Genomic DNA, 25957 nt, shown 5'->3' with positions numbered 1-25957 from the left:
GAATTGGGTGTTTTACATGCCCTTTAATTGAACGGCTTTTTATTACCTAAAGATGCAGTAGATCTTTCACCCAGCTGGTTTCAGACTCCACTCTTGATCGTCGAAACTCCAGGTCCCTTTCATTTAAAATTCCCACTGCTTTAAAAAAGGCATTATTGACTGTTACAGGCCCCAACTCAACGCCATAATTATTACGCCAATGCAAAATAGCTTGACTGGTCAACAATTGGTAGAGGTAGTCTAATTCAATAGACCCCTGATAGACATAATCAAGATTCACTTGATAATTTTTCTTAGATATTTCCAGAGCAATCCAGTAAGTAACATCAGGTAACACTTGATAATTAGACAGACTCATAGTCCCCTCCAAATAACCATTCCTTTAGGGCAACACTATGAGTCTAGCAGTTATTTTTTTACCTGCAGTTTTTTTACTATTGAGTTGGCGGCCCGCTGTGCACACGAAACTCAATATCTGGTTCAACGATCAAGTTATGTTCGATCTCCCTAAAAAAGGCCACTCTTTCATCGATCGGCTCACCTGCGTACTCTTCTGCCAAAGCCAAGTAATCCTCGAAATGACGAGCCTCTGATTTTAATAACGAAACATAAAATTTTGACAGCTCGGCATCCAAATGAGGAGCCAAAACAGCAAAACGCTCACAAGAACGTGCCTCAACAAAGGCCCCTATAATCAAGGTATCCACTAACCGTGCAGGTTCATGTGTTCGGATATGTTTGCGCATGCCATCTGCGTAGCGTGAGGCCGTTAAGTGCTCATAAGCCACTCCGCGCTTGCGCATTAATTTATGCACCTGCTCGAAATGCAGTAACTCTTCACGGGCCAACCGGGACATTTTATGAAGTAAATTATCTCTGTCGACATAGCGATACATAAGGCTCATGGCGGTAGAAGCAGCCTTCTTTTCGCAATGAGCATGGTCGTTTAGCAATAATGTTTGATTTTCAAGCGCCCAATTTACCCACGCCTCTGGAGACTCACAGGGAAGGAAAGCAACTAATTCGGGATACGCTGATAACATTATTCTACCTTTTCATCTAAAAAAACTTGATTATACTCGGTATTATGTTTTTAGACAGCAACGTCTTGATTTGGATATCAAATTTCTGATGAATGAATACTACGATCCGCAAAAATTAAAAATCAACCAACACGTCGGGGTAGAAGTAGATCCCTATGTGCTGAATTACTCGCTTAACGAAAGCAAAACAACCTGGGTTGCCGATCAAGGCGGAAGACCCTTCACCTTATATTTTTATCAAGCCTCAAAAGGCAAAGTAGAAGATTTTTTACAGAGCGCACGTCGTTATGCAGGTATCAAACACCCTGCAATCACACCCAACTACCCTCCCTTTTATTCAAACCTTTGGGTGTTTGGTTGCTCTGCTGTGTGCGGAGGCGAAAATTTATACAGTTTTCTTGGAAAATATCCTGATGGTGCGCCACTTAACGTGGTAATCAGTCTTTTCGATAACATCGCCAAAGCCTTAGACAAAGTTCATCAAAACGATCTTTTTCACGGCCACCTAGACCTAAACGCCATAAACGTAGTAAACGGTGTTGGTATTATGACGGGGTTTGGCGCTCACCACTGGATGGACAACATAGGAAAGGAAGAGTTTGACCCTAGATTAATGCCCCCTGAATATAAGAAGAAGAATCAAAAACGCACCCCCGCAGCAGACAAGTTTGCCTTTATGCGCTTACTAATGGCGGCCCTATGCGGTGAATCCATTTTAGATAAAGAACTTCCCGCTAGCTTACCTGACAGCCACCCCTTATTAAGCGATAAAGTGTGGAGCAAATTATTAAGATGGAGCAAAACGGCTGAACGCTCACGCCCCAAACAGTTGGTTGAGGTTATACAGCTGTTAAGAGCTAATCTCTATAAACCAGAAACCAGCACCACCCGAAAAAAGAAAAGTTTATTAAGAGCCGCCACTCGCCGAGTTTCCAGCAAAATATGGCTAACTGGAGCAGGCGTTGTAAGCACTGCCGTTATTGCCACTTTACTTTGGCCTGAGCCACCTAAAACCGCGCCCGTGTCTATTACTAAAACACCCATCATTGAACCCGAACCTAGCCCTGAAGAAGTTTTTGACGCCTTACCACAATCCCTTGAAGAGCCCCTAGAGGTTGGCAATACAGCACCCAAGGTTGAAAAACTTAAGCCCGCTGTATTTAAAATGGGTGACCAACAAAGGGTTGGTGATGATAATGAGCGGCCCGTTCACACAGTTGATGTACCGACTGGTTTTTATTTCGGCAAATACGAAGTGACATTTGATCAATACGACCAATTTGCTAACGCCACTGGACGAGCATTACCTCCAGACAACGGCTGGGGGCGCGGGCAACGACCTGTGGTGAATGTTAGCTGGTACGATGCTAAAGCTTACACAGCTTGGATTTCAGAACAAACTGGCCAAGAGTATCGTCTCCCTACTGAGATAGAATGGGAATACTCTGCACGGGCTAATTCCGACACCTCTTTTTGGTATGGCGACACAGTTAAAGCTGGCTACAGCGTTTGCGACAGTTGCGGCAGCCAATGGGACGCTGTATCCAGTGCCCCTGTTGGTAGTCAAGCGAGCAATCCCTTTGGCTTATTCGACATGCATGGCAATGTAGCCGAATGGGTCGAAGACTGTTATCACGAGACTTACGAAGGTGCTCCTAACAGTAATCAGGTTTGGCTATCAGAACAATGCGATAGTCGTGTAATACGAGGCGGCTCTTGGTTTGACATACCAAGAGTGGGGCGCAGCTCAACACGCTATCGTGCGAACCCAGATTTAAGGGCAAGTAACTGGGGTTTCCGCGTTGTCAGGGTGATAACAAAAGCTAAATCAGAATAATTCCACTAAATGTCACCTATTCGAAATTGTTATGACCAAGAATAAGTCATTGTCGCTTTTTTTCTATAGAATAATCAAATAACAAAACATTATTCACGAATACTTAATTTACTAAGTAAATTAAGTATTCCACTCATCAACAGGGTTTGTTGTTGAGCAATTCTAAAAATCAGAGGTGAGCATGAGCCTATATCTAGATTACTTAAAAGAAATTGAAGACCGTAAACTTCAAGACTTACACCCTAAACCAATTGATGACGGCAAGTTACTCGCCGAAATCATTGCTCAAATCAAAGACACAACGAACGAACACCGCGAAGCTTCTTTAAATTTCTTCATTTACAATACAATCCCTGGCACAACAAGCGCTGCATCTGTTAAAGCTCAATTTCTTAAAGAAATCATCTTGGGTGAAGCGACAGTTGCTGAAATCACCCCTGATTTTGCTTTTGAACAGCTTTCTCATATGAAAGGTGGCCCATCTATTGAGGTGCTTATTGACCTTACCCTAGGTAACAACGAAGCGATTGCTCAACAAGCTGCTGATGTTCTAAAAACACAAGTATTCCTTTACGAAGCAGATATGGAACGCTTAGCCACCGCCCACAAAGCTGGCAACGCCACTGTAACGGACATTCTTAAAAGCTATGCTGACGCTGAGTTTTTCACAAAACTACCAGACATTGATGAAACTATTGATGTTGTAACCTACATCGCAGCGGAAGGTGATATTTCTACCGACCTTCTGTCTCCTGGTAACCAGGCTCACTCTCGTGCCGACCGTGAACTACATGGTAAATGCATGATCTCCCCAGAGGCCCAGGAAGAAATTAAAGCATTAGGTGATAAACACCCAAACGCGCAAGTCATGCTTATTGCTGAAAAAGGCACCATGGGAGTTGGCTCTTCACGCATGTCTGGTGTGAATAACGTGGCACTATGGGCTGGTAAGCAAGCAAGCCCTTATGTCCCATTTATAAATATCGCTCCTGTTGTTGCAGGTACAAATGGCATTTCTCCTATCTTCCTTACTACCGTTGGTGTGACGGGTGGTATCGGTCTTGACCTTAAAAACTGGGTTAAGAAAGTAGACGAAAATGGTAACACTGTAGTTGATGCTAATGGCGATGCAGTACTTGAAGAAGCTTACTCAGTAGCGACTGGTACGGTTTTAACCATTAACACTAAAGAGAAAAAACTGTACAACGGCGACAAAGAGCTTGTTGATGTTTCTTCTGCTTTCACGCCACAAAAAGTCGAGTTTATGAAGGCTGGCGGTTCTTATGCCGTAGTATTCGGCAAGAAGCTACAAACTTTTGCTGCACAAACCCTTGGTGTTGAAGCTAAAGCCGTTTACGCTCCTTCTAATGAAATATCTCATGAAGGCCAAGGACTTACTGCTGTAGAAAAAATCTTCAACCGCAATTCAGTAGGCGTCGCTTCAGAAACGCCATTACACGCAGGTTCAGATGTACGCGTAAAAGTAAACATTGTAGGATCACAAGACACGACTGGCCCTATGACCTGCCAAGAGCTTGAAGCTATGGCCGCTTCTGTCATTTCTCCAATCGTTGACGGTGCTTACCAATCTGGTTGCCACACCGCTTCTGTTTGGGATGCAAAAGCACAAGCAAACATACCTAAGCTTATGGCATTCATGAACAACTTTGGCTTAATAACTGCACGCGATCCGAAAAACGTCTATCCAGCTATGACTGACGTAATCCACAAAGTACTTAATGACATTACGATTGATGATCGTGCCATTATCATCGGTGGTGACTCCCATACTCGTATGTCAAAAGGTGTAGCTTTTGGTGCCGATTCTGGTACTGTGGCGCTAGCTCTTGCAACAGGCGAATCAGCTATGCCTATCCCTGAGTCTGTTAAAGTGACCTTTAAAGGCAAAATGAAAAGACACATGGATTTCCGCGACGTGGTACACGCAACGCAAGCACAGATGCTTAAACAATTTGGCGGCGAAAACGTTTTCCAAGGTCGTATCATCGAAGTTCATATTGGAACCTTGATGGCGGACCAAGCCTTTACCTTCACTGACTGGACTGCAGAAATGAAAGCAAAAGCTTCTATCTGTATTTCAAACGACGAAACTCTAATCAAGTCTATTGAACTTGCTAAGAGCCGCATCCAGATCATGATCAACAAAGGGATGGAAAACGAAGCGAAAACGTTGCACGGCTTAATTGAACTTGCTGATAAGCGCATTGAAGGCATTAAATCTGGCAAAGAGCCAGCACTTGCACCTGACAGCAATGCCAAATACGAAGCTGAAGTTGTGGTCGACCTTGACCAAATCGATGAACCCATGATTGCTGATCCAGATGTGAACAACGATGATGTGTCTAAACGCTATACTCACGATGTGATTCGTCAGGTTTCCTTCTACAAAGACAAACCCGTTGACCTTGGCTTTGTTGGGTCTTGTATGGTGCACAAAGGCGACATGCAAATCATTGCGCAAATGCTTCGCAACCTTGAAGCTAAGAATGGCACCATTAACTTCAGCGCCCCGCTCGTTGTGGCACCGCCAACTTACAACATTGTTGATGAACTTAAAGCGGAAGGCGATTGGGAAATCCTACAGAAGTACGCTGGTTTCGAATTTGACGATGCAGCACCAAAACTTCAAGCGCGTACTAGTTACGAAAATATCCTGTATCTAGAGCGCCCTGGATGTAACTTATGCATGGGTAACCAAGAAAAAGCAGCCCCAGGTGACACTGTTATCGCAACCTCTACGCGCTTATTCCAAGGCCGTGTTGTTGCAGATACCAGCGAGAAGAAAGGTGAATCTCTACTAGGCTCTACTCCTCTAGTGGTACTATCTACAATTTTAGGCCGCTTCCCAACTATCGAGGAATACAAAGAAGCCGTTGAAGGTATTAACTTAACGGATTTCGCGCCACCAGCTGAAGAGTTGACATCAGCACCTGTTGATTTCATCCCTGCCGCTCGCGTCTAAGCAAAACATATAAAACACAAAAAGCCATAGATCCAACGATCTATGGCTTTTTCAGTTATAACCCCCTAAAAAAAACGCCAGACTTAAAGTCCAGCGTCTCTTGGGAACAAAAAACTGTTGCTAATCAAGTTTTAAAGTATGTTGTTTGCGATCAGCCTTGGTCTTTAAATACTCTCGGTTGTGCTGATTAACATGAACTTGGGTTGGTACTAATTCGACCACCTCTATACCATTTTCAGCAAGCTGTTGAGCTTTATCTGGGTTATTCGTCAGCAAGCGCACCTTTGTCAGTCCCATAGCACGCAACATGCGAGCCGCTACAGTGAAGTCTCTGGCATCTTCAGGCAAATGCAACATCTCGTTAGCTTGATAGGTATCATAGCCTTGGTCCTGTAGAGCATAAGCCTCAAATTTAGCGTACAGACCAATCCCTCTACCCTCTTGGCGCAAATACAGGATATACCCACCCTGCTCGTCAATTTTATCAATGGCTTCATCTAACTGATCACCACAATCACAACGCCCTGAGCCAAAGACATCACCCGTTAAACATTCAGAATGCAAACGCACTAAAGGAATCTCTTCCACCAACCCTTCTTTCCCAGCGCAATGAATTGCAATGTGTTCTTTGCCGAGCATATCGCCATCAAAAGAAATAAACTCAGCCATTACGTCACCGGAGCGCATTGGAATCACAACGCGGCGCTTCACCGATAATTCAGCCATATACATGCCTCTAAAAATAATTGATGCCCCTTGTATTGGGGCTGAAGTTTCGCATTTCAAGCATTAGGAAAGCTAAACAAGATGATCTAATGGCAAAGAAGTACGATTGAGAATGCGACGCAATAAAAAGCTCGAATGAACCCCTGTAACACCCTCGATACGAGTCAACTTACCCAATAAAAATTCATGATAATATTCCATATCTTCCACTACCACCTCTAAAAGGTAGTCTGCTGATTGGCCTGTCACCATGTTACAGGCAGTCACTTCAGGAAAAGACTCCACTTGCGCCTCAAAGACTTCAAACCTATCAGGAGTGTGCCTATCCATACTAATCTGAATATATGCCGTTAATTTTAAGCCCAGCATCTTTTTGTTTAACAACATGACTTGTCGATCAATGACGCCACTCTCCTCTAATGCTTTTACACGGCGCAAGCAAGGGGAAGGTGATAATCCAACCCGATCTGCCAAATCTTGGTTGGTTAAGCTAGAATCTTGCTGCAGCTCCCTTAAAATACACAAATCAATTTTATCAAACTTCACATCAACCCCCCTGTATGCCAACTTTCATTCATAATGCGCAATATAATGCCATAGATAATGATTTTTTTACAAAAAACGCAATCTTTTACCCCGAAAAATTAGGTATGATATGCCTACTAAATAAAAAAGCGGCAGATTAAATGCCACTAATAACGAAGCCACCCGCTTCACTCTGACAAGGAATAGAAAGTATGACCTCTTTTGACCACACTAAATACTTGCCATTTCAACCGGTAAGCATTAGCGGCCGCACCTGGCCTGACCAAGAAATTACCAAAGCACCAATATGGTCTAGTGTTGACCTTCGAGACGGTAACCAAGCTCTGGTTGAACCTATGACGGTGGAACAAAAGAAACAATTTTTCGCCCTTCTTGTAGATGTAGGCTTTAAAGAAATTGAAGTGGGCTTCCCTGCAGCTTCCCAATTAGATTTTGATTTTGTACGCTGGTTGATCGAAGAAAACCAAGTACCCGATGACGTTTACATCCAAGTATTAACTCAAGCAAGACCTGAGCTAATCGCTCGCACTTATGAATCTCTAAAAGGGGCTAAAAAAGCTATTGTTCACGTTTATAACTCCACATCAAAAACACAACGTGAGCAAGTTTTCCGTTTAGGAAAAGACGGCATTAAACAAATTGCTGTCGATGGTGCACAATGCGTTAAAGACCACGCTGCAAAACACCCTGAAACGGAATGGGTATTCCAATATTCCCCAGAGAGCTTCACAGGCACTGAAACTGACTTTGCTGTAGAAGTAGTGGATGCGGTTATGGATGTTTGGCAACCAACTGCGGACAACAAAGCTATCATCAACCTTCCTGCCACTGTGGAAGTAGCAACCCCTAACCGCTTTGCAGATCAAATCGAATACTTCTGCCGCGAAGTTAAAAATCGCGACAAAATGATTGTTAGCCTACACACCCATAACGATCGCGGCTGTGGCGTTGCAGCGGCTGAATTAGGCTTAATGGCAGGCGCAGATCGTATTGAAGGCACTTTGCTAGGCAATGGTGAGCGCACCGGCAACATGGACGTTGTTACCATGGCCATGAACATGTATAGCCAAGGAGTAGCTCCTGAACTAAACCTTGCCGACATGGACCGTATTATTAGCGTAGTACAAGCCTGTACATTACTGCAGGTTCACCCTCGCCACCCTTACGCTGGCGAATTGGTATTCACTGCCTTCTCTGGCTCTCACCAGGACGCCATTAAGAAGTGCTTAGCCAATCAAACGGATGACAAGCCTTGGGATGTTGCTTATTTACCGATTGACCCACGTGATGTTGGTCGCAGCTACCAAGAAGTCATCCGAGTAAATAGCCAATCAGGCAAAGGCGGCATTGCTTATACTCTTGAACAAGAATACGGCTTAGCATTACCTCGCTGGTTGCAAGTTGAGTTTAGCCCAATCGTACAGCGCTTTGCTGAAGAAGATGGCGGAGTGGTTAATGCCGAGTCCATGCGTAACTTGTTTGAATCTAGCTTTATGACTGGCGCTGATCCTTACAAACTTGGTCGTTACGACTTAACGAAAGATGAAAACGACACAGTTCGTGCAGAACTAGAAAGCAGCAATGGAAAAGTCGAGATATCAGGCACAGGAAATGGTGCCCTTTCCGCCTTCAGTGAAGCACTTGGCGCACATTTTGGTATTCGTATTGATATTATTCAATATCAAGAGCATGCCTTAACAGTCGGAAGTGACTCTCAAGCCATAGCCTACGTTCAAGCCAATATTGACGGTGAACGCTTCAACGGCGCTGCAATTAACACCGACATAGTAACCGCTTCTATCCAAGCATTACTTGCTACTGTCAATCAAAAAGTTGCGTAAAGCACATAGAAAAACTGGGCGATGGATATATCGCCCAGCTTTCCTCTTTCTCTAAAACAGTTCGTCAACTAAAACACAGTCACCCTTCTCATTGCGACTCGCATTTACTTTATCCAAAATAGCCTGAGCTGTTTTCTTTTGACTACTAGGCATGTACTTAGAATCCACCGTTTTTTGCAAAGTCTGGATATGACTTTCTAATTTAGGGGTACAATAATCCTCGAAAGCCAACAGAGCGGATGACCCAACAGACATAGATACAACACAAATACCAGTTAAAAAAGCTTTCTTTAACATCAAACTACCTTTTATATGATTAATAGAATCCCAAGATTAAAGCACAGCATACTCTAAAATATAAACCTAGATAGAGTTACATTTTTGTAATTTGGACGATTTGTAATTTAATTACTCTATTTATCTTTAAGATGCCTGCTTTGTATAGGACGGCGAGAATCCAAAAAAGCGCTTATACTCACGACTAAACTGAGAAAAACTATTATAACCAACCTGATAACAAGCTTCTGTTGCTGAGACGCCCTGCATCAATAGAACTTGCGCCTTCTGCAATTTACTCGATTTAATGTATTGATTTGGAGGAACATGCATAATTTGTTTAAAGGAGCTATAAAAACTGGTTTTACTCATGTTAGCTATCTCAGCAAGCTCCTGACTGGCAATACTTTTATCAATATTCTCATGAATGTAACTCACCACCTTCGAGATTGGCTGTATCCCCCCATATTGGTTTAGAAGAGTTCGTAACGCATACCCATGAGAACTGGTTAGAATACGGTAATAAATTTCATCAACCACCTGATCACCAAGGATTTTCGCATCCATTGGTGTTTCACTTAACTCCAACAATTTAGCAAAGAGATCAATGAGCTTATCTTCAGCCTGGCCAATTACCAAACTAGAGGACTTTTCACAAGTTATTGGCTTTGAGGGCCCTTCAAAGCGCTCAATTTTCAACACCATATCGGCAAGCCGAACTAAATCAATCGCAAGTGAGGCAGACAGCATAGGCCTATTTTGTTGCGCCTCCACAACTTCCGTAGAAACGGGCATGGGCAAAAAATTAATAAAAAAATCCCCGCACTGATAAGTAAATGAGTTGTCCCCCACATGGCATCGTTTTGCTCCTTGCCCCATCATACAAATCAGAGGCTCATAAAAAGCATGCTTCTTTTCTTGCAATGTAGAAGACTTAAACACCCCCGCCCCTTTAATCGGCAAATCAGTAAAACCTTCCTTACTTGCTAGCTGATTAATCTGCCTAGTTAACTGCTCAATTTTAGCTTTCATATCCCCCCCATTTAAACCGATTCCGATTTTAAACTGCTTTTTTAAAAGTTTCGACAGTTTATTCTATAACGTGAAGTTAAGAACGATTAGGCATGCTTTATGGTTTTTTATGTATATAAATGATTAGATTTTAGAACTATAGTGCACAGCACACTAAACAGATTCATTGAGGGCAGAAAATGAATAACTTTGATTTTTACAATCCTACTCATATTGTATTTGGCGAAGATCGCTTTGAAGAGCTAGACAAACTAATACCCGAAAACGCTAAGGTCATGATTACTTTTGGTGGCGCTAGTGCTAAAAAGTACGGGACGATAGACAAAGCTCGCGGTGCCTTAAAAAACCGCAACATCATTGAATTTGGTGGTATTGAGGCAAACCCACAATTCAATACATTAGTTAAAGCAGTTGACATCGTTAAGGCTGAAGGCGTAGATTTCTTGTTAGCGATTGGCGGTGGTTCAGTCATGGACGGCACCAAATTTATTGCTCTTGCCGCCAAGCAAGAGTCAAATGAACATCAAAACATATTGTTCAACGGCTTCTCTCCAGTCCCCGCAACACAAGCGGTACCGCTAGGTTGCGTTGCGACCCTTCCTGCAACAGGTTCAGAAATGAACATGGGTGGTGTTATTACTTACAAGGATCAAAAATATCCTTTCATGTCTCCTTTGGTTTTCCCTAAATTTTCACTTCTAGATCCCCTATTAACAAAGACTCTACCAAAAGAGCAAATTGCCAATGGCGTTGCTGACGCTTTCGTTCATGTTATTGAGCAATATTTAACACAGAAAACCAATGCAAAAATCCAAGATCGTTTTAGCGAAGGCGTACTGAAAACCTTAATTGAAGATGGTCCTGTGACATTAGCCAATAACGGCGACATGGAGGCTCGCAAGAACTTTATTTGGTCAGCCACTAATGCCCTTAATGGCATTTTAGGCGTTGGCGTACCGCAAGATTGGTCAACTCACATGATTGGTCACGAAATGACTGCGCAATATGGAATTGCTCATGGACGAACTCTTGCCATCATTTTACCGAACCTTATGAGAGAACGAAAAAGCCATAAACGTGAAAAACTTCTCCAATTCGCCGAGCGAGTTTGGGACATTCGGGAAGGCAGCGATGACAGTAAGATTGACCAAGCAATCGATAAGACCGAAGCTTTCTTTAACTCCCTAGGCATTGAAACTAATCTTACTCATTATGGTATCGATGATGCTGGCATTGACCGCATTATTAACCAAATGGAAAAAATGGGACTTACAGCTTTATCTGAAACAGGTGATTTAACGCTAGATGTTGTGCGTAGAATCCTGACCGCCACAAAATAAGTACTTTTATTAAGCTACTAATAATTGGTTAAGAGTTATTAGTAGCTTTTTATATTCATGTTTTATAATGCTATTTTGCTATCTACTACACACAATCCTTACATTTTAATACTACAAAACCACCTCTTTTGCACGTACAATAATATTGTTAAACCTAACCACAAACTGCACTGGACGGCCCCCTTGGAAACCTTTAGAACTAAATTTTTAAAGTTAAACCACCTAATTTTGCTACTGGCACTCAGTGCGACCGTAATCACATTCGTTAATAGCTTCTACTCCGTCTATGAGGTGCAGAAAGAGCAACTCATCAATCAGAATATTGAAATAAACCGCTCATACGCAAGAAAGCTCGCAGATACTACCGAAGTATTCATCATCGCGGCAAAGCAGCAATTAGAGTATTCCGCGATACAACTCGGAAAGAGCTTTGATAATGAAAATAAGATACAAGCTGAAACAGATCGCCTAAGAGAACAAAATGAGAGCTTCAACTCTGTGGTAGTCAGTGATGCAGAAGGACTCGTCCTATCAATTTCCCCAGAAGCATTAGCACTTAAAGGAAGAAGGCTAACCTCGAAGAGCAGCCTAGAAGCGATTGCGAAAAAAAGCCCTCATATCAGTGAACCTTTTGTATCTCCCCTTAAAAATCTCTTAGTTTCTATAACGGCACCTATATTCAATGAGAACTTTCGATACATGGGCTTTGTTGGTGGCACCATTTATCTTAAAGAAGCTAATATTATGAGTGATATTTTAGCCTCTCATTACTATCAAAACGGGTCATATGTGTATGTCATCGACAAGTCAAGACAAGTCTTATTTCATCCGAATAATGACATTATTGGTACATCTGTTGACGACATAGAAGACATTAACCAAGTTCTTAAAAAACAAGGTGGTACCATTTTACATCGCAATGATGGTGCAGAAATGTTAGCGGGCTTTGCGGAAGTACCCAGTACCGGTTGGATTGTCATTACCCAAAGCCCAGTCGAAACCGCGCTTGCACCTTTATCAAATATTATGGAAAAAGTTATACTGAAAACTTTTCCTCTTGCTATGACTGTTTTTGTTTTTATCTGGCTTTTTGCTCGGGCAATCGCTAAACCCTTACAGTTGCTTGCTCGTCAGGTTAAACGCTTTGATGAGAAAGAAGTCGATGAAAGAGAAGTAGACAGAGACATAGAAGATATTAACTCATGGTACAGTGAAAGTTCTGAACTGAAAAAGGCCATTACTTTTAAAGTAAAAGACTTTCAAACGGAAATAGGTAAACTTAAGCTTGATGCGGATACAGATCCATTAACTGGTGCCAAAAACCGTCGCGCACTTCAATATGTTTTAGATGCCTTCCATAACGAAAACACACGTTATTCTGCACTTTGTTTAGACATAGACCACTTCAAATCTGTAAATGATACCTACGGACACGATGTAGGAGATCAGGTTCTAAAAAAACTGGTTTCTATCATGAATCGCTTTTCAAGAACCTATGACCTTGTTGCCAGGACTGGGGGTGAAGAATTCATATTGGTTATTAAAGATGCCAATCTCGAAGATGCGATGCAAATTGCTGAGCGACTTAGAGAAAGCATAGAAAGTGAGTATTTTGAAACGGTGAATCATATTACGGTTTCTGTCGGTGTCGCATGTACAGATGGCAATATTAAAGGAGATTTGAACACCCCCGACGCACTCCTCAAAAAAGCCGACAAAGCACTATATGAAGCCAAACATTTGGGACGCAACCGTTGCCAACCAGCAAATTAGTTACAAACGCCCCATAAAAATAAAACAAACAAACCAAAATAGTGCATAAAAGAACATTTGCACCATTTTAGTTCGGACACATCATAGATAAGCAGTACTACAGTTTTTGCTTACATAAAAACACTTTTTTACAACAAAAGATTACACCACCACCTTCTTCATTAATAGTGATTAGCACCATCCGACTTCTCTAGCTCAGAGCATTCGCCTCTATTATTTTTTCAAAATCAAATTGGCAAATATATTGCTAAAAAATATCAACCCTCTTGTTATTCCATAGATTACTTCACTATTTACGGAGAAATGCTGAGAAATGAATTTAAAAAGCAATTTAATGTCTTTATCTAATGCCGAAAAAAAGTGGCTTCCTTGGTTTGGTAGCAACAACAAAATATCACTATTTTGGTCATGTTATCTAAATAAAGAAACCTATCACAATGTCGAAAAAACTTTCGAGGGCATAGCTAACACAAGAGTTAAGTTGCTTGAAAATTGGGTCAATAACCAGTGGTCACAATTAGACGTTTTACTGGATAATATCGGCTTTCAATTTCCAAACATTCCTTCTCATGCACTTATCGAGCGCAGAGATATCGTAAAAGATGTTAGCGAGTACTTTGTTATTGATAATAGCGGCAAAGTTATAAACTCTACCGACAAACAGCGCATAGGAAGCTCAGATCTTGATAAAACAGCAGTTCAATCAGGCCTGAAAGATAGCTTTTTACATGGCCCCTACATAGATCAGAATACGCTTAGAATTGGGGCTTCTAGCTCAAAATTTCATGATGCTGTTACACTCATGTTTTATTTGCCAATAGTGCAGAATGGTCAAAGTGTTGGGGCTATCTGTGCCCGCGTTCCCAATGATGTTTTAGGAGACATTATTCAGCGTGAGGCTGGTCACATATACAAAGAGTCTGGTGATAACTATTTGTTTATGGTGAACTCTAATTTTGACCACTCAATTCTTCCCGGTACAGCGCTATCACGATCACGTTTTGAAGACGACACCTTTAGTCATGGCGAAAACCTCAAAACCGGCGTCAGCACCAACTGGGGCACGGTAAAAGTTAATAAGCATACCGAATTTGAAATTCGCTTTACCGACCCAGCTACGAAAGAGCTACACCCTGGCGTTCGCGAAACCATTAAAAATGGTCAGAACCTTTTTGTGACCTACCCAGGCTACTCAGACTACCGACACATCCCAGTTATTGGCAAGGGAGTTACGTTTCAACTTAAAGGCTCACCAGACCGCTGGGGCATGATGTGTGAAGGTGATTTAGAAGAAGTATATCGCCGCCGCTCAATCAATTTGAAGCTTATGAAGGGCTTCACACTTGCCTCAATAATCCCCCTAGGAGGTAATGCAACACTTCATGGCATGACAGATTTATCGAATACAAGCATTTCAATTATTACACTAGCAGGCTTAGCAATAACTGGACTTTTATATAACCGTTTAGCGACGAAAAAAATTAGTCGGAATATGGCACAAATGACAGAGGTCATTCAAACCATTGCAGAAGGAGAAGGAAATCTAAGGCAACGCCTAGATGGTGACCTGAGCAACGACGAAACAGGGGATATGGGGCGCTGGATGAACAGCTTTATCGACAACCTAGATAACACTATAGGTCAAGTTATTTCAGCCAGTAATAATGTCAAACGCTCGAACGACTTCATGTCGACCACCAATGATGAAGCTCTGCAAGCATCTCAATATCTAGACACTTCTGTTGAAAGCATGCTGAACGTATTCAAACAACAGGTCACTGAAATAGAGACGGTTTCTCAAACGGCTCAAAGTCTGAAACAAACAATGGATCAAGTGGTTGCTGAAAGCCAAGAGCGTTTAATTGAAGCCAAAAAAGGGACTCAAGAGATTCGCGATGTAGTCCGATCCTCAGCCGATTCCGTAAAGTCACTTGACCAAAAAACGAACGAAATTGCAGGTATCATAACCACAATTACTGATATAACCAACCAAACAAACTTATTGGCCCTTAACGCCGCAATTGAAGCTGCGCGAGCTGGTGAACACGGCCGCGGTTTCTCTGTGGTTGCTGACGAAGTGCGAAGTCTTGCTTCAAAAACCGCTTCCGCAGCAGAACAAATACAAAACATGTTAGAGAACATCCAAGAAGAAACTCGTAATGCTGTTAGCTTTATGGAGACAGGCGCCGAAAATGTCGACAAGAACTTACAAGCAAACGAACAAACAAATAATGGTGATGTTGCCTTGTATGATCTTGTTGATACCATTTTTAATGCAATGCAATTGTTAAACAATAGCAACGATGAAAACTCGAGTACCGTTCAGGAAATGGGGGCGGCTACAGAGCAAATGAAACGCTCTATCAATGCTTTACAGAACAGGTCAGCTAGAATGGGGCTATCTGCTCTAAAACTAAACTCTTTAATAGGAGAGTTTCAGGTTAGCAAAAACTAGCTTTATGCCCCCAGTAAGTTAAACACCTTACTGGGGGCAACATAAAAATTAAACTAGCTTACCTTTAGCTCCGCACTCATATCCTGATCGTTCTCGAATTGCTTTTGATCAGTATGGTTAAGCCACTTGGACGTTATCGTTCCAGAGGTCATTGCGCCGTTAACGTTGATCGCAGTTCGCCCCATATCAATCAATGGCTCAATGGAGATGAGCAACCCTGCTAGAGCTACTGGCATATCTAATGCTGACAATACTATTAGAGCAGCGAAAGTCGCTCCTCCCCCTATTCCGGCAATACCAAAAGAACTGATAGTCACAATGGCAATTAAGGTAAGAATAAAGCTTGGATCTAATGGGTTTATGCCAATTGTAGGGGCAATCATTACTGCTAACATAGCTGGATAAAGCCCTGCACAACCGTTTTGTCCCATAGTCGCACCAAAAGATGCCGAAAAGTTCGCTTCTCCCTCGCCATTACCTAAACTTTTAACTTGAGTCTCAATATTCAATGGAATCGTGCCCGCACTAGACCTAGACGTAAAAGCAAATAACAAGACTGGCAATACTTTCTTCAAGTATTTAAATGGTGAAATACCATTGAAGGCAAGCAAGCATAAGTGCATAACCAGAATCAAAGCAAGCCCCACATAGGACGCAACGACGAAATTAAGCAGTGTTAAAATATCTGCCATATTTGAGCCCGCAACCACCTTGGTCATTAACGCTAAGATGCCATATGGCGTAAGACTTAGAACCATTCTAACTAAGGTTCGAACAATCGCCTGAGCAACATCAACAAATCGCTCAAAACTCGCTCCAAGTTCAGGCTGTGTTTTCGCAACTGTCACACCAGCAATACCAACAAATGCAGCAAAAATTACTACCGCAATGGTCGAGGTTGGACGACTACCTGCTAAATCAGCAAAAGGGTTACCTGGGAAAAATGAACGTACCATATCTGCAAAAGAGGTTGTGGCCAGCCCATCAAGGCGAGTCTCAAGTAACTCCCCTCTTGCCATCTCGCGAGCACCTTGCACAATACCGTCAGCCGATAAACCAAACAGATTACTAACAAAGACACCAATCAACGCAGACACCGCTGTTGTCGCAAGCAAAATCCCAATAATGGAACCAGACATTTTGCCAAGGGAGCCCGTGTCTTTTACCTTTATTATCGCTCCAATGATCGAAACTAAAATTAATGGCATGACAATCATTTTCAACAAGCTAACGTAGCCAGATCCAACAATATTCACATACTCTAATGTGTCAGCAATTTCACCACTACCAACCCCATATACCCACTGCAAAAATGCACCGAACAAGACGCCCATACCCAACCCCGTAAAAACACGTACAGAGAGGGATTTTTGCCCTTTTTGCTGTCGAAACAACAGCACTAGAAGCACAACAAAAACCGCAATATTCAAAGCGGGATACAACATATTTTCACCTTAACAAATTAAATGATCGACGTTAGGTCACCCTAATCCTTCAAACGAGCTAGGTCGATTAAATCGGCGCCATAATAACAAATTCTTGACGCTTCAGTTAAGATTGAAATGCAGAGCAAAGAAGCAAATAGGACTTTTTAAAATAACAAGTAGAAATATAGTTAAACCATTGAGTTATAATGATTTAACTTAATTTAAGCGTTCAGTTCAATGGAATTGAGATAGCTAGAAACACAGAAGTATGAAGCAAGACCACAATAAGGCTTTTATCTATTAACTAGTCAAAGAGCTCATTTAAAATAATGCGGTTAAATATAATCAATCTGAGACAATTGAAACTTTTTATATAGTTCTTCACAGTGTTCAGTATCAGAAATGATACGTCTTCGTATATCCATTGGTGACATATGAATCGCATTAAGATCAAACTTTCTCTGCATATTCTTAAATTTAGGGTGCTCTTGCAATGAATCGACTATTCGATGAAGTTTTAGCAATACGTCAAGATCCATATTGCTAGGTGCAACCCAACCATACCAGCCTCGAAAATCCATGTTATTAACTCCAAGCTCTGTAAAGCAAGGTATGTTAGGCAATGGTTGGTGTCGCTCTGCTGAACAAACAGCTAATACTCTAAGATTACCAGAAAGTATCGCTCCCCCCGCATTTCCTGTCGCAATGATACCCGCACCCAGTACACCATCTAGCAAATCTTCCACCATTAAAGAGGTTCCTCCGTAGGCTTGAGCTCTTAATGCTATTTTTTTCTCATTAGCAAACGTCAAGCCTGCTAGATGAGATTCAGATCCATAAAGGACAGTGCCAAAGTCTCGGTACTCAGGGTGTTCATACACCCAATCGAGGTATTCATCTATGGTTTTCACTTTGCGACTAACCTTAGGACCCACAACAAACATATAGGTATACTCACCCAAAAATGCTACTGGAATAAAATCCATAATGGGATTATATGGAAGGTTACGATACAAGCAGCTGAACAAAGACATGATTGTGCCATTTACTTGCAGTAACGTATCACCGTTTGCAGGTGCTTGCTTTACTATTTGGCTTGCCCTAATGGTGTTGTCTTTAGGTTCATGAATAAATGTATAATCCATTTTGGGGTATAGCTCTTTCAATAAATCTTTAGCTGTATGACCCAATACAGATCCTAAGCCCGTATTGCTGTAACCGTAATAAATCTGTTTACTCGACTCAGATATCTGATCAGCAAAACTTGGCACAAAAGGTTGAGCGAGTAATGCACCACTTGCTTGTAAGAAGGTTCGCCTGTTCATATTAACCTCTCTTAAAATTATTTCGCTTTAGCGTCGTAATTCACTTAATAATAATTGCCAAATGTTATTCCAAACTTGCTCAGCTAAGCTCATCGGCTCGGCTTTAATCACTAACTTTCCGTGCAACTGAATCGGAAGTTGATTTGCATCTAACGTTTGATCTATTTTGAAATAAACTGCTCGATATGCCTGCTTAGGAATAAGTTCTCCTTTACTGTCTTTTAACGTTTCAATAGCACCACCGTATAAACTGCTTAATTCAACAGGAGAAACGGTTTTAAGCGTGGCTGATGAGAGCTCTGTAATTTTGGCGGTGGCAACAGGCCAAGAAGGGTCGATGGGGTAAAATTTGGCCGTTTGAGTAAGGTCAAGCCGAGTAAGGTCTTCTTCTCGAAGGTAGGCTATACCATGGCTTTCTTCGGTTGAAATTATCCGCCCTAATGACTGCATCGGTGACACCCACTGATGCTGATCAATTTGCTGTACCGCATCAACAAGACGACCATCAAAGTGAGCTCGCCACTCAAGCTGCTTAATTTGTTTTTCTAAAGCAACCTTTTGAACCTGCAGCTCATGAAACTCTTGAATGAGTACCTGACTTAATGCTCGTTGTTCCGGGTCGCCCGCAACACTATTAAGCTGACTTTCTGATAACCCTAATAGGACATTAATAGAAGCCAATTCAGCCATCAGTTCAGGACAATAAAATTTAGCAATGAGTTGGCCCGCTTTTACCTTACTATTTACAGGTACCAACCATTCAGAAATTTTACTCTCTGCTGGAGCATATATTGTCTCTAGTTGCTTGTGTCTATTTAATCCAACCATATCTATGTTACGGCTCATCGGAAGAAATAATATGAGTAACAACAGGCCAACTATACTAATAAGAATGACTCTTCTGACCATAGAAGCCTCCTGGCGCTTTGACCATAAACGCAACATATTCTTAAGGATCGGAAAAACGAAAAAAGTCCCCATCATGATTAACAACCACAATAAACCAAATATGGGATAGAAGTAGTGATAAAAAAAGTAGCTCACTGCACACAGAATAATGACTTGATACACCCAAGTTCCTAGCCCTAGTCCGACCAACAAGAAAACTTTCTTTTTATTAGCCTGCTCGGGGGCTTCTGCTTTTCCTAGAATAACGTTATCTACTGCCCAACTAGTCCAGCTCATCGCTTTAGCTTGTAAGTTATTTATCCCTAAGTAATCACTAAGCACATAGTAGCCATCGTATTTGGCAAAAGGGTTTAAATTTAAGAAAATACTCGTAACCCAACATGTTGTTGCCACTAAGAATGCTATATTTCGAATAGCACCATCGTCCGAAATAGCCCATACAAATGTGGCAACCCCTGCGAACAAAAGCTCGACAAACACGCCCCCCAAAGACACCATCATTTTTTGATACTTTGATTTTAAACGAGTCACATCATCCATTTCTGTATACAGGAGGGGCATCATAAAAAAAGTGGCCACACCAATGCGCCCTACTCTACATCCGAAATGGCGGGCAAAGTAAGCATGCCCCAACTCGTGAAAAAGCTTTAATACGATCAGTGTCATGGCAAAGCTGATAACACCAGCCATCGAATAAAAACTCGAAGCGGTATGAATAAACTCATCCCATTGACGTAGCGAAAAATACAATCCAAACGAAGTTATAAAACACCATATTGCTATGACGACTCTGCTATTAAAGAATTTAAAAATTGGTTCTATGGTATTAAGAAGTGGCTCAACAAAGAATAAAGGAATTCTAGTGCTCCTTATTCTTCCGATAAATTGGTATAAAGAGAAAGAATCAGAGCTTAAATAGTTTTTTTTCAACTCTATATAATCTTTTTTCTCTTTAACCTTGATCAATTCGTTGACTTTGAAAAAGTGTAGCAACTCTTCTAGTTGTTGCTCATTAAATAAGATATTCATCTTCTTTAAAGTAAATTTTAAGCGCCCAACTGTACCTATTTTCCATAGTGTCAGCAGGGTGATATCTGACTCATCCAGAATGTATAACCTATGATGCAATGGATCGTATAAGCGCCAACTTTTCTGAGCTGTTTGCGCGTCAATCATCTCTTCAATTTCAAGTTCTTCTCTTAATGGAGGTAATGCCAAAGAATCTTGTAACATTTAGACCCCCAGCCATTGTCTAACGCTATTTACTGGTCGTCTAATTAAGTGCCAAATGAGCGGGGCTTCTTCACCATAAATTCTTGCTGTACCTCTTGTCCCAATGGCTGCTAACTGATTTTCACTAGGCATTGCCGTCAAAATATAGCTTGCCACTCCCTCTGGAGTGACTACTGCTTGATAACCTATGCTTTCTAGGCGAGCTGTATGACCTCCTAAGGGCGAGTTATCAAGATATATCATGATGTCCGCATTATGATTAAATTCCATCATCTGGCCTGTAGGAACTGAAATTCTATAACGAACATCACCTGTATCGGCAACCTGCATTAAGCGCTCTCCTACTTGAACCGCTTTACCCTGCCACTCTTCTTTATCGTTATATATGACAACTCCCGATTGGGGTGTTCGAATGACCGACTTTGCGAGTTTTTCACGTGCATACTCACTTTCTATTAGCGCAAGATTTAACTCTGCACGACTCACCGCAACGCTTTCAGTACCACTTATTTGCACAAAAGATGCCGCTTGAGCTTTGTCATATTTCGCTTTAGCGACTGCAAGTTTTCGTTGACTTAAAAGAAATTCGTTTCTGAGTTCGAGATCTTCAAACTCTACAACTATGTCTCCACTTGTCACCTCACTATTCGGGAGGGCAACCACTTCTTTCACCACCCCATTAAAAGGCGCCGTTACAATGAAAGGCTTATTCGCCACAACTTCTACTGGAGCTAAAACGTTTATGGGCATTGAGTGAGAAGCGATGATAATAAAACTTACCAACACAATAAGTTTTACCCAATACTGCTTCCACCAAGGTAAAGAAGACATGGGGTTAGCTTGAACAGCACGAAAAGCATGCTGATAAGTAAATGCTAAACGTTGAAGTAATGCTTTTTGATTGTCCGTATACCCCTTACTTGCAAACAACAATAAGTAATACTGCGCTTCTTCTGACTCTCCTTTTATGGGCAACCAATACGCTTCACTATAAGGTAACTCCGTAGTACTAAGGATATCTTTTACTTTGATACTGGACGCAACAAGAAGGTGTTCATACTGTTTTGCCCACAGATTAAGTTCTTTAATAAGAGGGCTGCTTTTTTCAATGTAGGAGGCAGCGCTCGCAGCAACGACTTCTCTTTTGGAACCTTGCCCTTCTGCAAAAATAAAGGCCTTTTCATAGGGCAAAATAGTATTTAAATGATTTGCTAAATCAAATATGAGCTCTTTCGTAGTATTACAATGACGTACATCTGCTTCGAACTGCAATAGTTTCAAAGCAGGTGTTGCGATATCTAATTTGTTAGGTTTAGAAGGCTGACTACTGTTAAGCTCTCTAATCGTCATAGCGAAGCCTCCTGTTTAGACGTAAACCTCGCCGTTCCACTCATTCCTGGTAAAATATTTAATTCGGCTATGGACCCATTTTCAAATTCAGCCGTGATATTCACGGTTTTGCTGACAGGGTCAACAACTGGAGAAATATAACTAACTTCTGCCTTTAAACTTTGTTTAAGTTCGTCTATGAAAAAATAGATAGTTGTTCCTCTCTGTAGCCAAACTAACCATTGTGATGGAATAATAATTACGGCCTCTAACACGCTGGTATTTACTATGCTTAGCAGCGGCTCATTCTTGCCAACAACCTCATATTGATTTACGAACGTTTCTACTACACGGCCTTCATATGGCGCTTTGATTTGGCAAGCTTCAAGCTCGATTTGCTTGGCATCCTGCTCTGCTTTAGCTTGACTTAGTTCAATTCTTGAAAGTTTCAGCTCATAGTCGCTAATGGAATCAAATTTGGCCATCTCTTCGTTCATGGCTACTTTTTGCTCGTGAATCTTGATTCCTGTTTGAATCTTCCTAATCTCTGCTTCTGGCTTACGGCAGTCAAATTTCACCAACGTTTCGCCTTCATTAAATTTCATTCCTTGTCGGAACTTAAATTGGCTAATTTGTGCTTCTAAGCCCGATGCTAGGGTTGCCTGAAACTGAGCCTGAATTACCCCTCTCGCAGATAACTGACTTTTTTTGCTTACCGAGTTTTTCACTTTATCTTGCGTGGCAGAAAGCAACCCATACTTTTCTTTTAATTGTGTGGGCATTTCGGCAAAACCGCTTGATGAGATAATGAAAAAAATAATGCTGCTTAAAAGCTGTTTCCTCATATCAACCCCCTAACTCTGGCAACACAAGTGAATACTGGGTCCATCTTAAGCGCAGTTGCTCGGCCAAATCGTATAAATCTTGATCGTCACCAATTTCAATATCAAAATTTGCAATCCCCATTGAGGCATATAAACCCGCATAAGCATTTTGTAAATCTGCATAAGCTGCGTCGTAGCTAATTTCATCAAGAATTTCGTTCATCTTCTCCATTACTAGCTCACGTTGGCTAATTTGATTGGCGTTGTGCCCAGCTTCCGTTAAAGCCAAGATACGCGTTTGCACCTGATGACTCTTGCGAATCGTACTGAGCTCTTGTGATAAACGAATGAATCTTGCACGGGCCACATGCACCTGAGTAATAATTGCCATGGTAATCGCTTGACGACGCGCTAAAATCACTTCCGATTCCGCTTCTAGTGCATCCATTTTTAAGGGGTATCGAAACAATGACATTAAATTCCAGCTCACATTGGTGCTCAAACTCAACCATTGGCTATTTGATAGAAAGTCATTTGAACTGTAATTAGCACCGAACAAAACGTTAAAGCCCGGCAAGCTTTCATACAAAGCGATATCAGCTTTGTACTCTTCAATTTGCTGCTGGAAGAAAACTTCTCTAAGTTCAGGACGGTAATACAATGCATAGCGCACCATTTGGCGCGCTGAACCAGGTAACACAGGAACGATGTCAGTTCGCTTTGGTATTGCCAATTCAAAGTCTGAGTTAGGAGGTAGATTAATGAGAGTTGCTAACTGGTGTTTAGCTAATATCAATTCTCTTTGTAATTTTTGTACATTTTTTTGAATACGCAACAAGTCTCTTTGATACTCCAGAGCAAAGAGGATTGGGGTTCTTCTTCCCTCCTCTAAAGCCCTTGTTTGCATTAAGGCCTGTTGCGCTAGGCTCTCCAACTCTAATAGTTTGCTAAACGTCCGTTCAGCGCTTACAGCACGCCAGTAGGCTGTCCTGACATTTTCAATAATCCTATTAACTACCTTACGGCGCCTTTCCCTAGCAATACTTTCTTCCGTCACACCTTGTTGGCTTTCTGCATAAGCAACGCCAAAATCAAGGAGGTCCCAGCTAGCCGTTAAATCTGCAGTACTATAAGAGCGCTCTGATGACGTTGATGGCTCTAACGACTCACGCCCCGTTACAATAGATCGGCTACTTGAAGCAGCAACACTATCCCTAGATTGAATCCCAAAAGTTGCTAGCAAACTTGGCCACATGCCGGTATTAATGACAAGGTTTTGTCTTCTTCGAAACTCTTCATCTTTGATTTCTATCTGCGCATCAAGATTATATTTAAGCGCTCTAGCCATCGCCTCATAGAGAGAAATAGGTTCAACAATTGGTTCATTTGTACTAATACTTGCCAGCAGCTCCCTATGAGCTTGAACAGATAGCTTATTCATATCTAGCTGTACAACTTTAGGTGCACAACCTGCAAGCCCTAAAAGCATGCCAGCTAAAACCGTTTTCTTGCACATAACTACCATATGGTACTACTCCAATCGTTAAATTATGCCAACATATCTCGCAATGCTTTTAGCTCTTCAAGTTGTTGATTTGAAATTATTTCTAGTTCATTAGAAAAGCCTGAGTTGTTGGTTCTCTGAAGATATTCTTGACCCTGAATATTCACCAGCTCACTTTCTTCATTAGCGGGGCTTTGCAAAGACTCTGGATCTGTAAACTCTTCTTGCTCATTAGTGTCATTTTCAATATTAGGGTTGTCTTCTAGATTAAGGGGTTCACTTAAATCAAAGTTGTTGCCCGTATCAATGTCCGCTAAGGTATCGAGTTGATCTGCTGCTTCAAAAACAGAAAAATTGTTAATAACATTAAGATTTGGTTGATTTGCTGATACATCTGCTTGAGTAGGCAGTAGCGAAATACTATTAACCGCATCCAGCAAAACTGGGTCATAATCAATTGCTTGATAGCTAAAATTATCTGTACGATTAAGAACCTGTTCTATGAAGTTTAGGTTTACAGACTGATCATTTAGAAGTGTCGGTGCATTACCAGTGACATTAATTGTGATGGTGGCGGTTGTACTTGCACCATTTGAATCAGTTACCGTATATTGAATAACAGCTTGGCCACTGAAGTTTTCATCCGGTTCATAAACTATTTTATTATCCGAAACACTAACCTCGCCTTCACCAGAGATCAAAATGGGGTTACTTAATGTTAGTTCATCCCCTTCCGCATCATCTGCAGCTGCTAATACATCTATGGTTACACTGTTACCGGCAGTTGCTGAACCAGTACTTGACCCAACTTCTGGTTGATCATTCACAGGCTCAACATCTAGAGAGACGGTAGCACTATCACTAGCTCCATATTGATCAACTACCATATAGGTAATTTGTACAGAACCATTATAATTTTCCGCAGGGGTAAAGATGATATTACCATTCTCAATGCTAACTGAGCCTTGCCCGGACACAAGTGCTGCCTCAGAAACCGATAAACTGTCTCCATTCGCATCAGACGCCTGTTCTAATACATTAATAACAACTGTGGTGTCCTCATTACTACTAACAGAGACATCATTGGCCACGGGAGTATGATTTTCAGTTACTGTCACCGTAATTGAGCCTGTATCACTTCCTCCTTCAGAATCAACAACTTGATAATCTATTACCGCGTTGCCAATAAAACTAGAATCAGGAGTGAAAACCAACTTATTATTTTCGATTGATACACTGCCAGAACCGGAAACCAAACTTGGGTTGGAAACCATCAAGGTGTTATCCTCAATATCACTTGCGTTCGATAACACATCCAGAACAGTGCTAATACCTGAACGTGCATCTGCACTACTATCACTAGCAACTGGAGAATCGTTAACAGGCGACACAGTTACCCTCACTGTGGCCGTATCACTACCACCATTGCCATCTGATATGGTGTAGCTGATTTGCGCTTCACCATTAAAATTTAAGGCTGGCGTATAGACAATTTTATTATCACTAACCTGCACACTACCTTGACCCGAGTCCAACACAGGATTAGAGACCGTT

At 41.6% G+C, this 25957-nt stretch carries 19 protein-coding genes; 6 read left to right on the top strand and 13 right to left on the bottom strand.

What is annotated here, in order from left to right; genetic code table 11:
• Positions 1-46: 46 nt before the first annotated feature.
• Both ACYVGZ_RS00530 and ACYVGZ_RS00525 read right to left on the bottom strand, forming a co-directional pair.
• The gene (locus ACYVGZ_RS00530) at positions 47-358 is read right to left on the bottom strand and encodes a hypothetical protein (protein ID WP_460749688.1); all 312 of its coding nucleotides are present in this window, start codon (positions 356-358) and stop codon (positions 47-49) included.
• A gap of 76 nt (positions 359-434) precedes the next feature.
• Positions 435-1043, bottom strand: coding sequence for a MiaE family protein (locus tag ACYVGZ_RS00525; RefSeq protein ID WP_460749685.1), 609 nt, complete (start codon positions 1041-1043; stop codon positions 435-437).
• Between the two features lie 88 nt (positions 1044-1131).
• Here ACYVGZ_RS00525 and ACYVGZ_RS00520 point away from each other — a divergent pair, with 88 nt between their 5' ends.
• Both ACYVGZ_RS00520 and ACYVGZ_RS00515 read left to right on the top strand, forming a co-directional pair.
• Positions 1132-2880: an SUMF1/EgtB/PvdO family nonheme iron enzyme gene (locus ACYVGZ_RS00520; RefSeq protein ID WP_460749682.1), complete on the top strand. Its 1749-nt coding sequence runs from the start codon at positions 1132-1134 to the stop codon at positions 2878-2880.
• Positions 2881-3061: 181 nt separating this feature from the next.
• Complete coding sequence (locus ACYVGZ_RS00515; protein ID WP_460749681.1) at positions 3062-5863, top strand: bifunctional aconitate hydratase 2/2-methylisocitrate dehydratase; 2802 nt, start codon at positions 3062-3064, stop codon at positions 5861-5863.
• Between the two features lie 120 nt (positions 5864-5983).
• On the opposite strand, the gene ribA is transcribed toward ACYVGZ_RS00515, so the two are convergent.
• Positions 5984-6589 carry a GTP cyclohydrolase II gene (ribA, locus tag ACYVGZ_RS00510; RefSeq protein WP_460749678.1) on the bottom strand — a complete coding sequence of 202 codons (606 nt, stop codon included), beginning with the start codon at positions 6587-6589 and terminating at the stop codon, positions 5984-5986.
• A 72-nt stretch (positions 6590-6661) separates the two neighbouring features.
• On the bottom strand, positions 6662-7135 hold the full coding sequence (locus tag ACYVGZ_RS00505; RefSeq protein WP_460749674.1) for an Lrp/AsnC family transcriptional regulator: 474 nt from the start codon (positions 7133-7135) through the stop codon (positions 6662-6664).
• Positions 7136-7326: 191 nt separating this feature from the next.
• Between ACYVGZ_RS00505 and leuA the strand changes: the two genes are divergently transcribed.
• The gene (gene leuA / locus ACYVGZ_RS00500; RefSeq protein ID WP_460749671.1) at positions 7327-8976 is read left to right on the top strand and encodes a 2-isopropylmalate synthase; all 1650 of its coding nucleotides are present in this window, start codon (positions 7327-7329) and stop codon (positions 8974-8976) included.
• A 51-nt stretch (positions 8977-9027) separates the two neighbouring features.
• Here the strand turns inward: leuA and ACYVGZ_RS00495 are convergent, their stop codons facing one another.
• Positions 9028-9273, bottom strand: coding sequence for a hypothetical protein (locus ACYVGZ_RS00495; protein ID WP_460749668.1), 246 nt, complete (start codon positions 9271-9273; stop codon positions 9028-9030).
• Between the two features lie 126 nt (positions 9274-9399).
• On the bottom strand, positions 9400-10284 hold the full coding sequence (locus tag ACYVGZ_RS00490) for an AraC family transcriptional regulator (RefSeq protein ID WP_460749665.1): 885 nt from the start codon (positions 10282-10284) through the stop codon (positions 9400-9402).
• A gap of 179 nt (positions 10285-10463) precedes the next feature.
• On the opposite strand from ACYVGZ_RS00490, the gene ACYVGZ_RS00485 reads away from it, so the two are divergent.
• The 3 genes from ACYVGZ_RS00485 (at position 10464) to ACYVGZ_RS00475 (ending at position 15852) form a co-directional block, all read left to right on the top strand.
• Complete coding sequence (locus tag ACYVGZ_RS00485) at positions 10464-11624, top strand: iron-containing alcohol dehydrogenase (protein ID WP_460749662.1); 1161 nt, start codon at positions 10464-10466, stop codon at positions 11622-11624.
• A gap of 183 nt (positions 11625-11807) precedes the next feature.
• Complete coding sequence (locus tag ACYVGZ_RS00480; RefSeq protein WP_460749659.1) at positions 11808-13397, top strand: sensor domain-containing diguanylate cyclase; 1590 nt, start codon at positions 11808-11810, stop codon at positions 13395-13397.
• A gap of 313 nt (positions 13398-13710) precedes the next feature.
• Entirely contained in the window at positions 13711-15852 is a 2142-nt protein-coding gene (locus tag ACYVGZ_RS00475; RefSeq protein ID WP_460749656.1) for a methyl-accepting chemotaxis protein, read from the top strand.
• A gap of 53 nt (positions 15853-15905) precedes the next feature.
• On the opposite strand, the gene ACYVGZ_RS00470 is transcribed toward ACYVGZ_RS00475, so the two are convergent.
• The 7 genes from ACYVGZ_RS00470 to ACYVGZ_RS00440 form a co-directional block, all read right to left on the bottom strand.
• The gene (locus ACYVGZ_RS00470; protein WP_460749652.1) at positions 15906-17297 is read right to left on the bottom strand and encodes an L-cystine transporter; all 1392 of its coding nucleotides are present in this window, start codon (positions 17295-17297) and stop codon (positions 15906-15908) included.
• Between the two features lie 317 nt (positions 17298-17614).
• Positions 17615-18604 (bottom strand): Bug family tripartite tricarboxylate transporter substrate binding protein, encoded by a 990-nt coding sequence (locus ACYVGZ_RS00465; protein WP_460749649.1) that lies wholly within the window; start codon positions 18602-18604, stop codon positions 17615-17617.
• 27 nt (positions 18605-18631) lie between these two features.
• Positions 18632-20746: a site-2 protease family protein gene (locus ACYVGZ_RS00460; RefSeq protein WP_460749647.1), complete on the bottom strand. Its 2115-nt coding sequence runs from the start codon at positions 20744-20746 to the stop codon at positions 18632-18634.
• Positions 20747-22096 (bottom strand): efflux RND transporter periplasmic adaptor subunit, encoded by a 1350-nt coding sequence (locus ACYVGZ_RS00455; protein WP_460749644.1) that lies wholly within the window; start codon positions 22094-22096, stop codon positions 20747-20749.
• Positions 22093-22920, bottom strand: a complete 828-nt coding sequence (locus ACYVGZ_RS00450; protein WP_460749641.1) for an efflux RND transporter periplasmic adaptor subunit — start codon at positions 22918-22920, stop codon at positions 22093-22095. The genes ACYVGZ_RS00455 and ACYVGZ_RS00450 overlap by 4 nt, the downstream gene beginning before the upstream one ends.
• Position 22921: 1 nt before the next feature.
• Complete coding sequence (locus ACYVGZ_RS00445; protein WP_460749638.1) at positions 22922-24424, bottom strand: TolC family protein; 1503 nt, start codon at positions 24422-24424, stop codon at positions 22922-22924.
• Between the two features lie 23 nt (positions 24425-24447).
• Positions 24448-25957 (bottom strand): tandem-95 repeat protein (locus ACYVGZ_RS00440; protein WP_460749635.1); only part of this gene is annotated, 1510 nt, incomplete at its 5' end.

This window comes from Marinomonas epiphytica (assembly GCF_054780655.1).
This window is presented reverse-complemented; position numbering and strand designations above follow the sequence as displayed.

Coding starts and splice junctions, on each gene's coding strand:
- ACYVGZ_RS00530 (WP_460749688.1), bottom strand. CDS start 358: ATGAGTCTGTCTAATTATCAAGTGTTACCTGATGTTACTTACTGGATT.
- ACYVGZ_RS00525 (WP_460749685.1), bottom strand. CDS start 1,043: ATGTTATCAGCGTATCCCGAATTAGTTGCTTTCCTTCCCTGTGAGTCT.
- ACYVGZ_RS00520 (WP_460749682.1), top strand. CDS start 1,132: ATGAATGAATACTACGATCCGCAAAAATTAAAAATCAACCAACACGTC.
- ACYVGZ_RS00515 (WP_460749681.1), top strand. CDS start 3,062: ATGAGCCTATATCTAGATTACTTAAAAGAAATTGAAGACCGTAAACTT.
- ribA (WP_460749678.1), bottom strand. CDS start 6,589: ATGGCTGAATTATCGGTGAAGCGCCGCGTTGTGATTCCAATGCGCTCC.
- leuA (WP_460749671.1), top strand. CDS start 7,327: ATGACCTCTTTTGACCACACTAAATACTTGCCATTTCAACCGGTAAGC.
- ACYVGZ_RS00495 (WP_460749668.1), bottom strand. CDS start 9,273: ATGTTAAAGAAAGCTTTTTTAACTGGTATTTGTGTTGTATCTATGTCT.
- ACYVGZ_RS00490 (WP_460749665.1), bottom strand. CDS start 10,284: ATGAAAGCTAAAATTGAGCAGTTAACTAGGCAGATTAATCAGCTAGCA.
- ACYVGZ_RS00485 (WP_460749662.1), top strand. CDS start 10,464: ATGAATAACTTTGATTTTTACAATCCTACTCATATTGTATTTGGCGAA.
- ACYVGZ_RS00475 (WP_460749656.1), top strand. CDS start 13,711: ATGAATTTAAAAAGCAATTTAATGTCTTTATCTAATGCCGAAAAAAAG.
- ACYVGZ_RS00470 (WP_460749652.1), bottom strand. CDS start 17,297: ATGTTGTATCCCGCTTTGAATATTGCGGTTTTTGTTGTGCTTCTAGTG.
- ACYVGZ_RS00465 (WP_460749649.1), bottom strand. CDS start 18,604: ATGAACAGGCGAACCTTCTTACAAGCAAGTGGTGCATTACTCGCTCAA.
- ACYVGZ_RS00460 (WP_460749647.1), bottom strand. CDS start 20,746: ATGTTACAAGATTCTTTGGCATTACCTCCATTAAGAGAAGAACTTGAA.
- ACYVGZ_RS00455 (WP_460749644.1), bottom strand. CDS start 22,096: ATGACGATTAGAGAGCTTAACAGTAGTCAGCCTTCTAAACCTAACAAA.
- ACYVGZ_RS00450 (WP_460749641.1), bottom strand. CDS start 22,920: ATGAGGAAACAGCTTTTAAGCAGCATTATTTTTTTCATTATCTCATCA.
- ACYVGZ_RS00445 (WP_460749638.1), bottom strand. CDS start 24,424: ATGGTAGTTATGTGCAAGAAAACGGTTTTAGCTGGCATGCTTTTAGGG.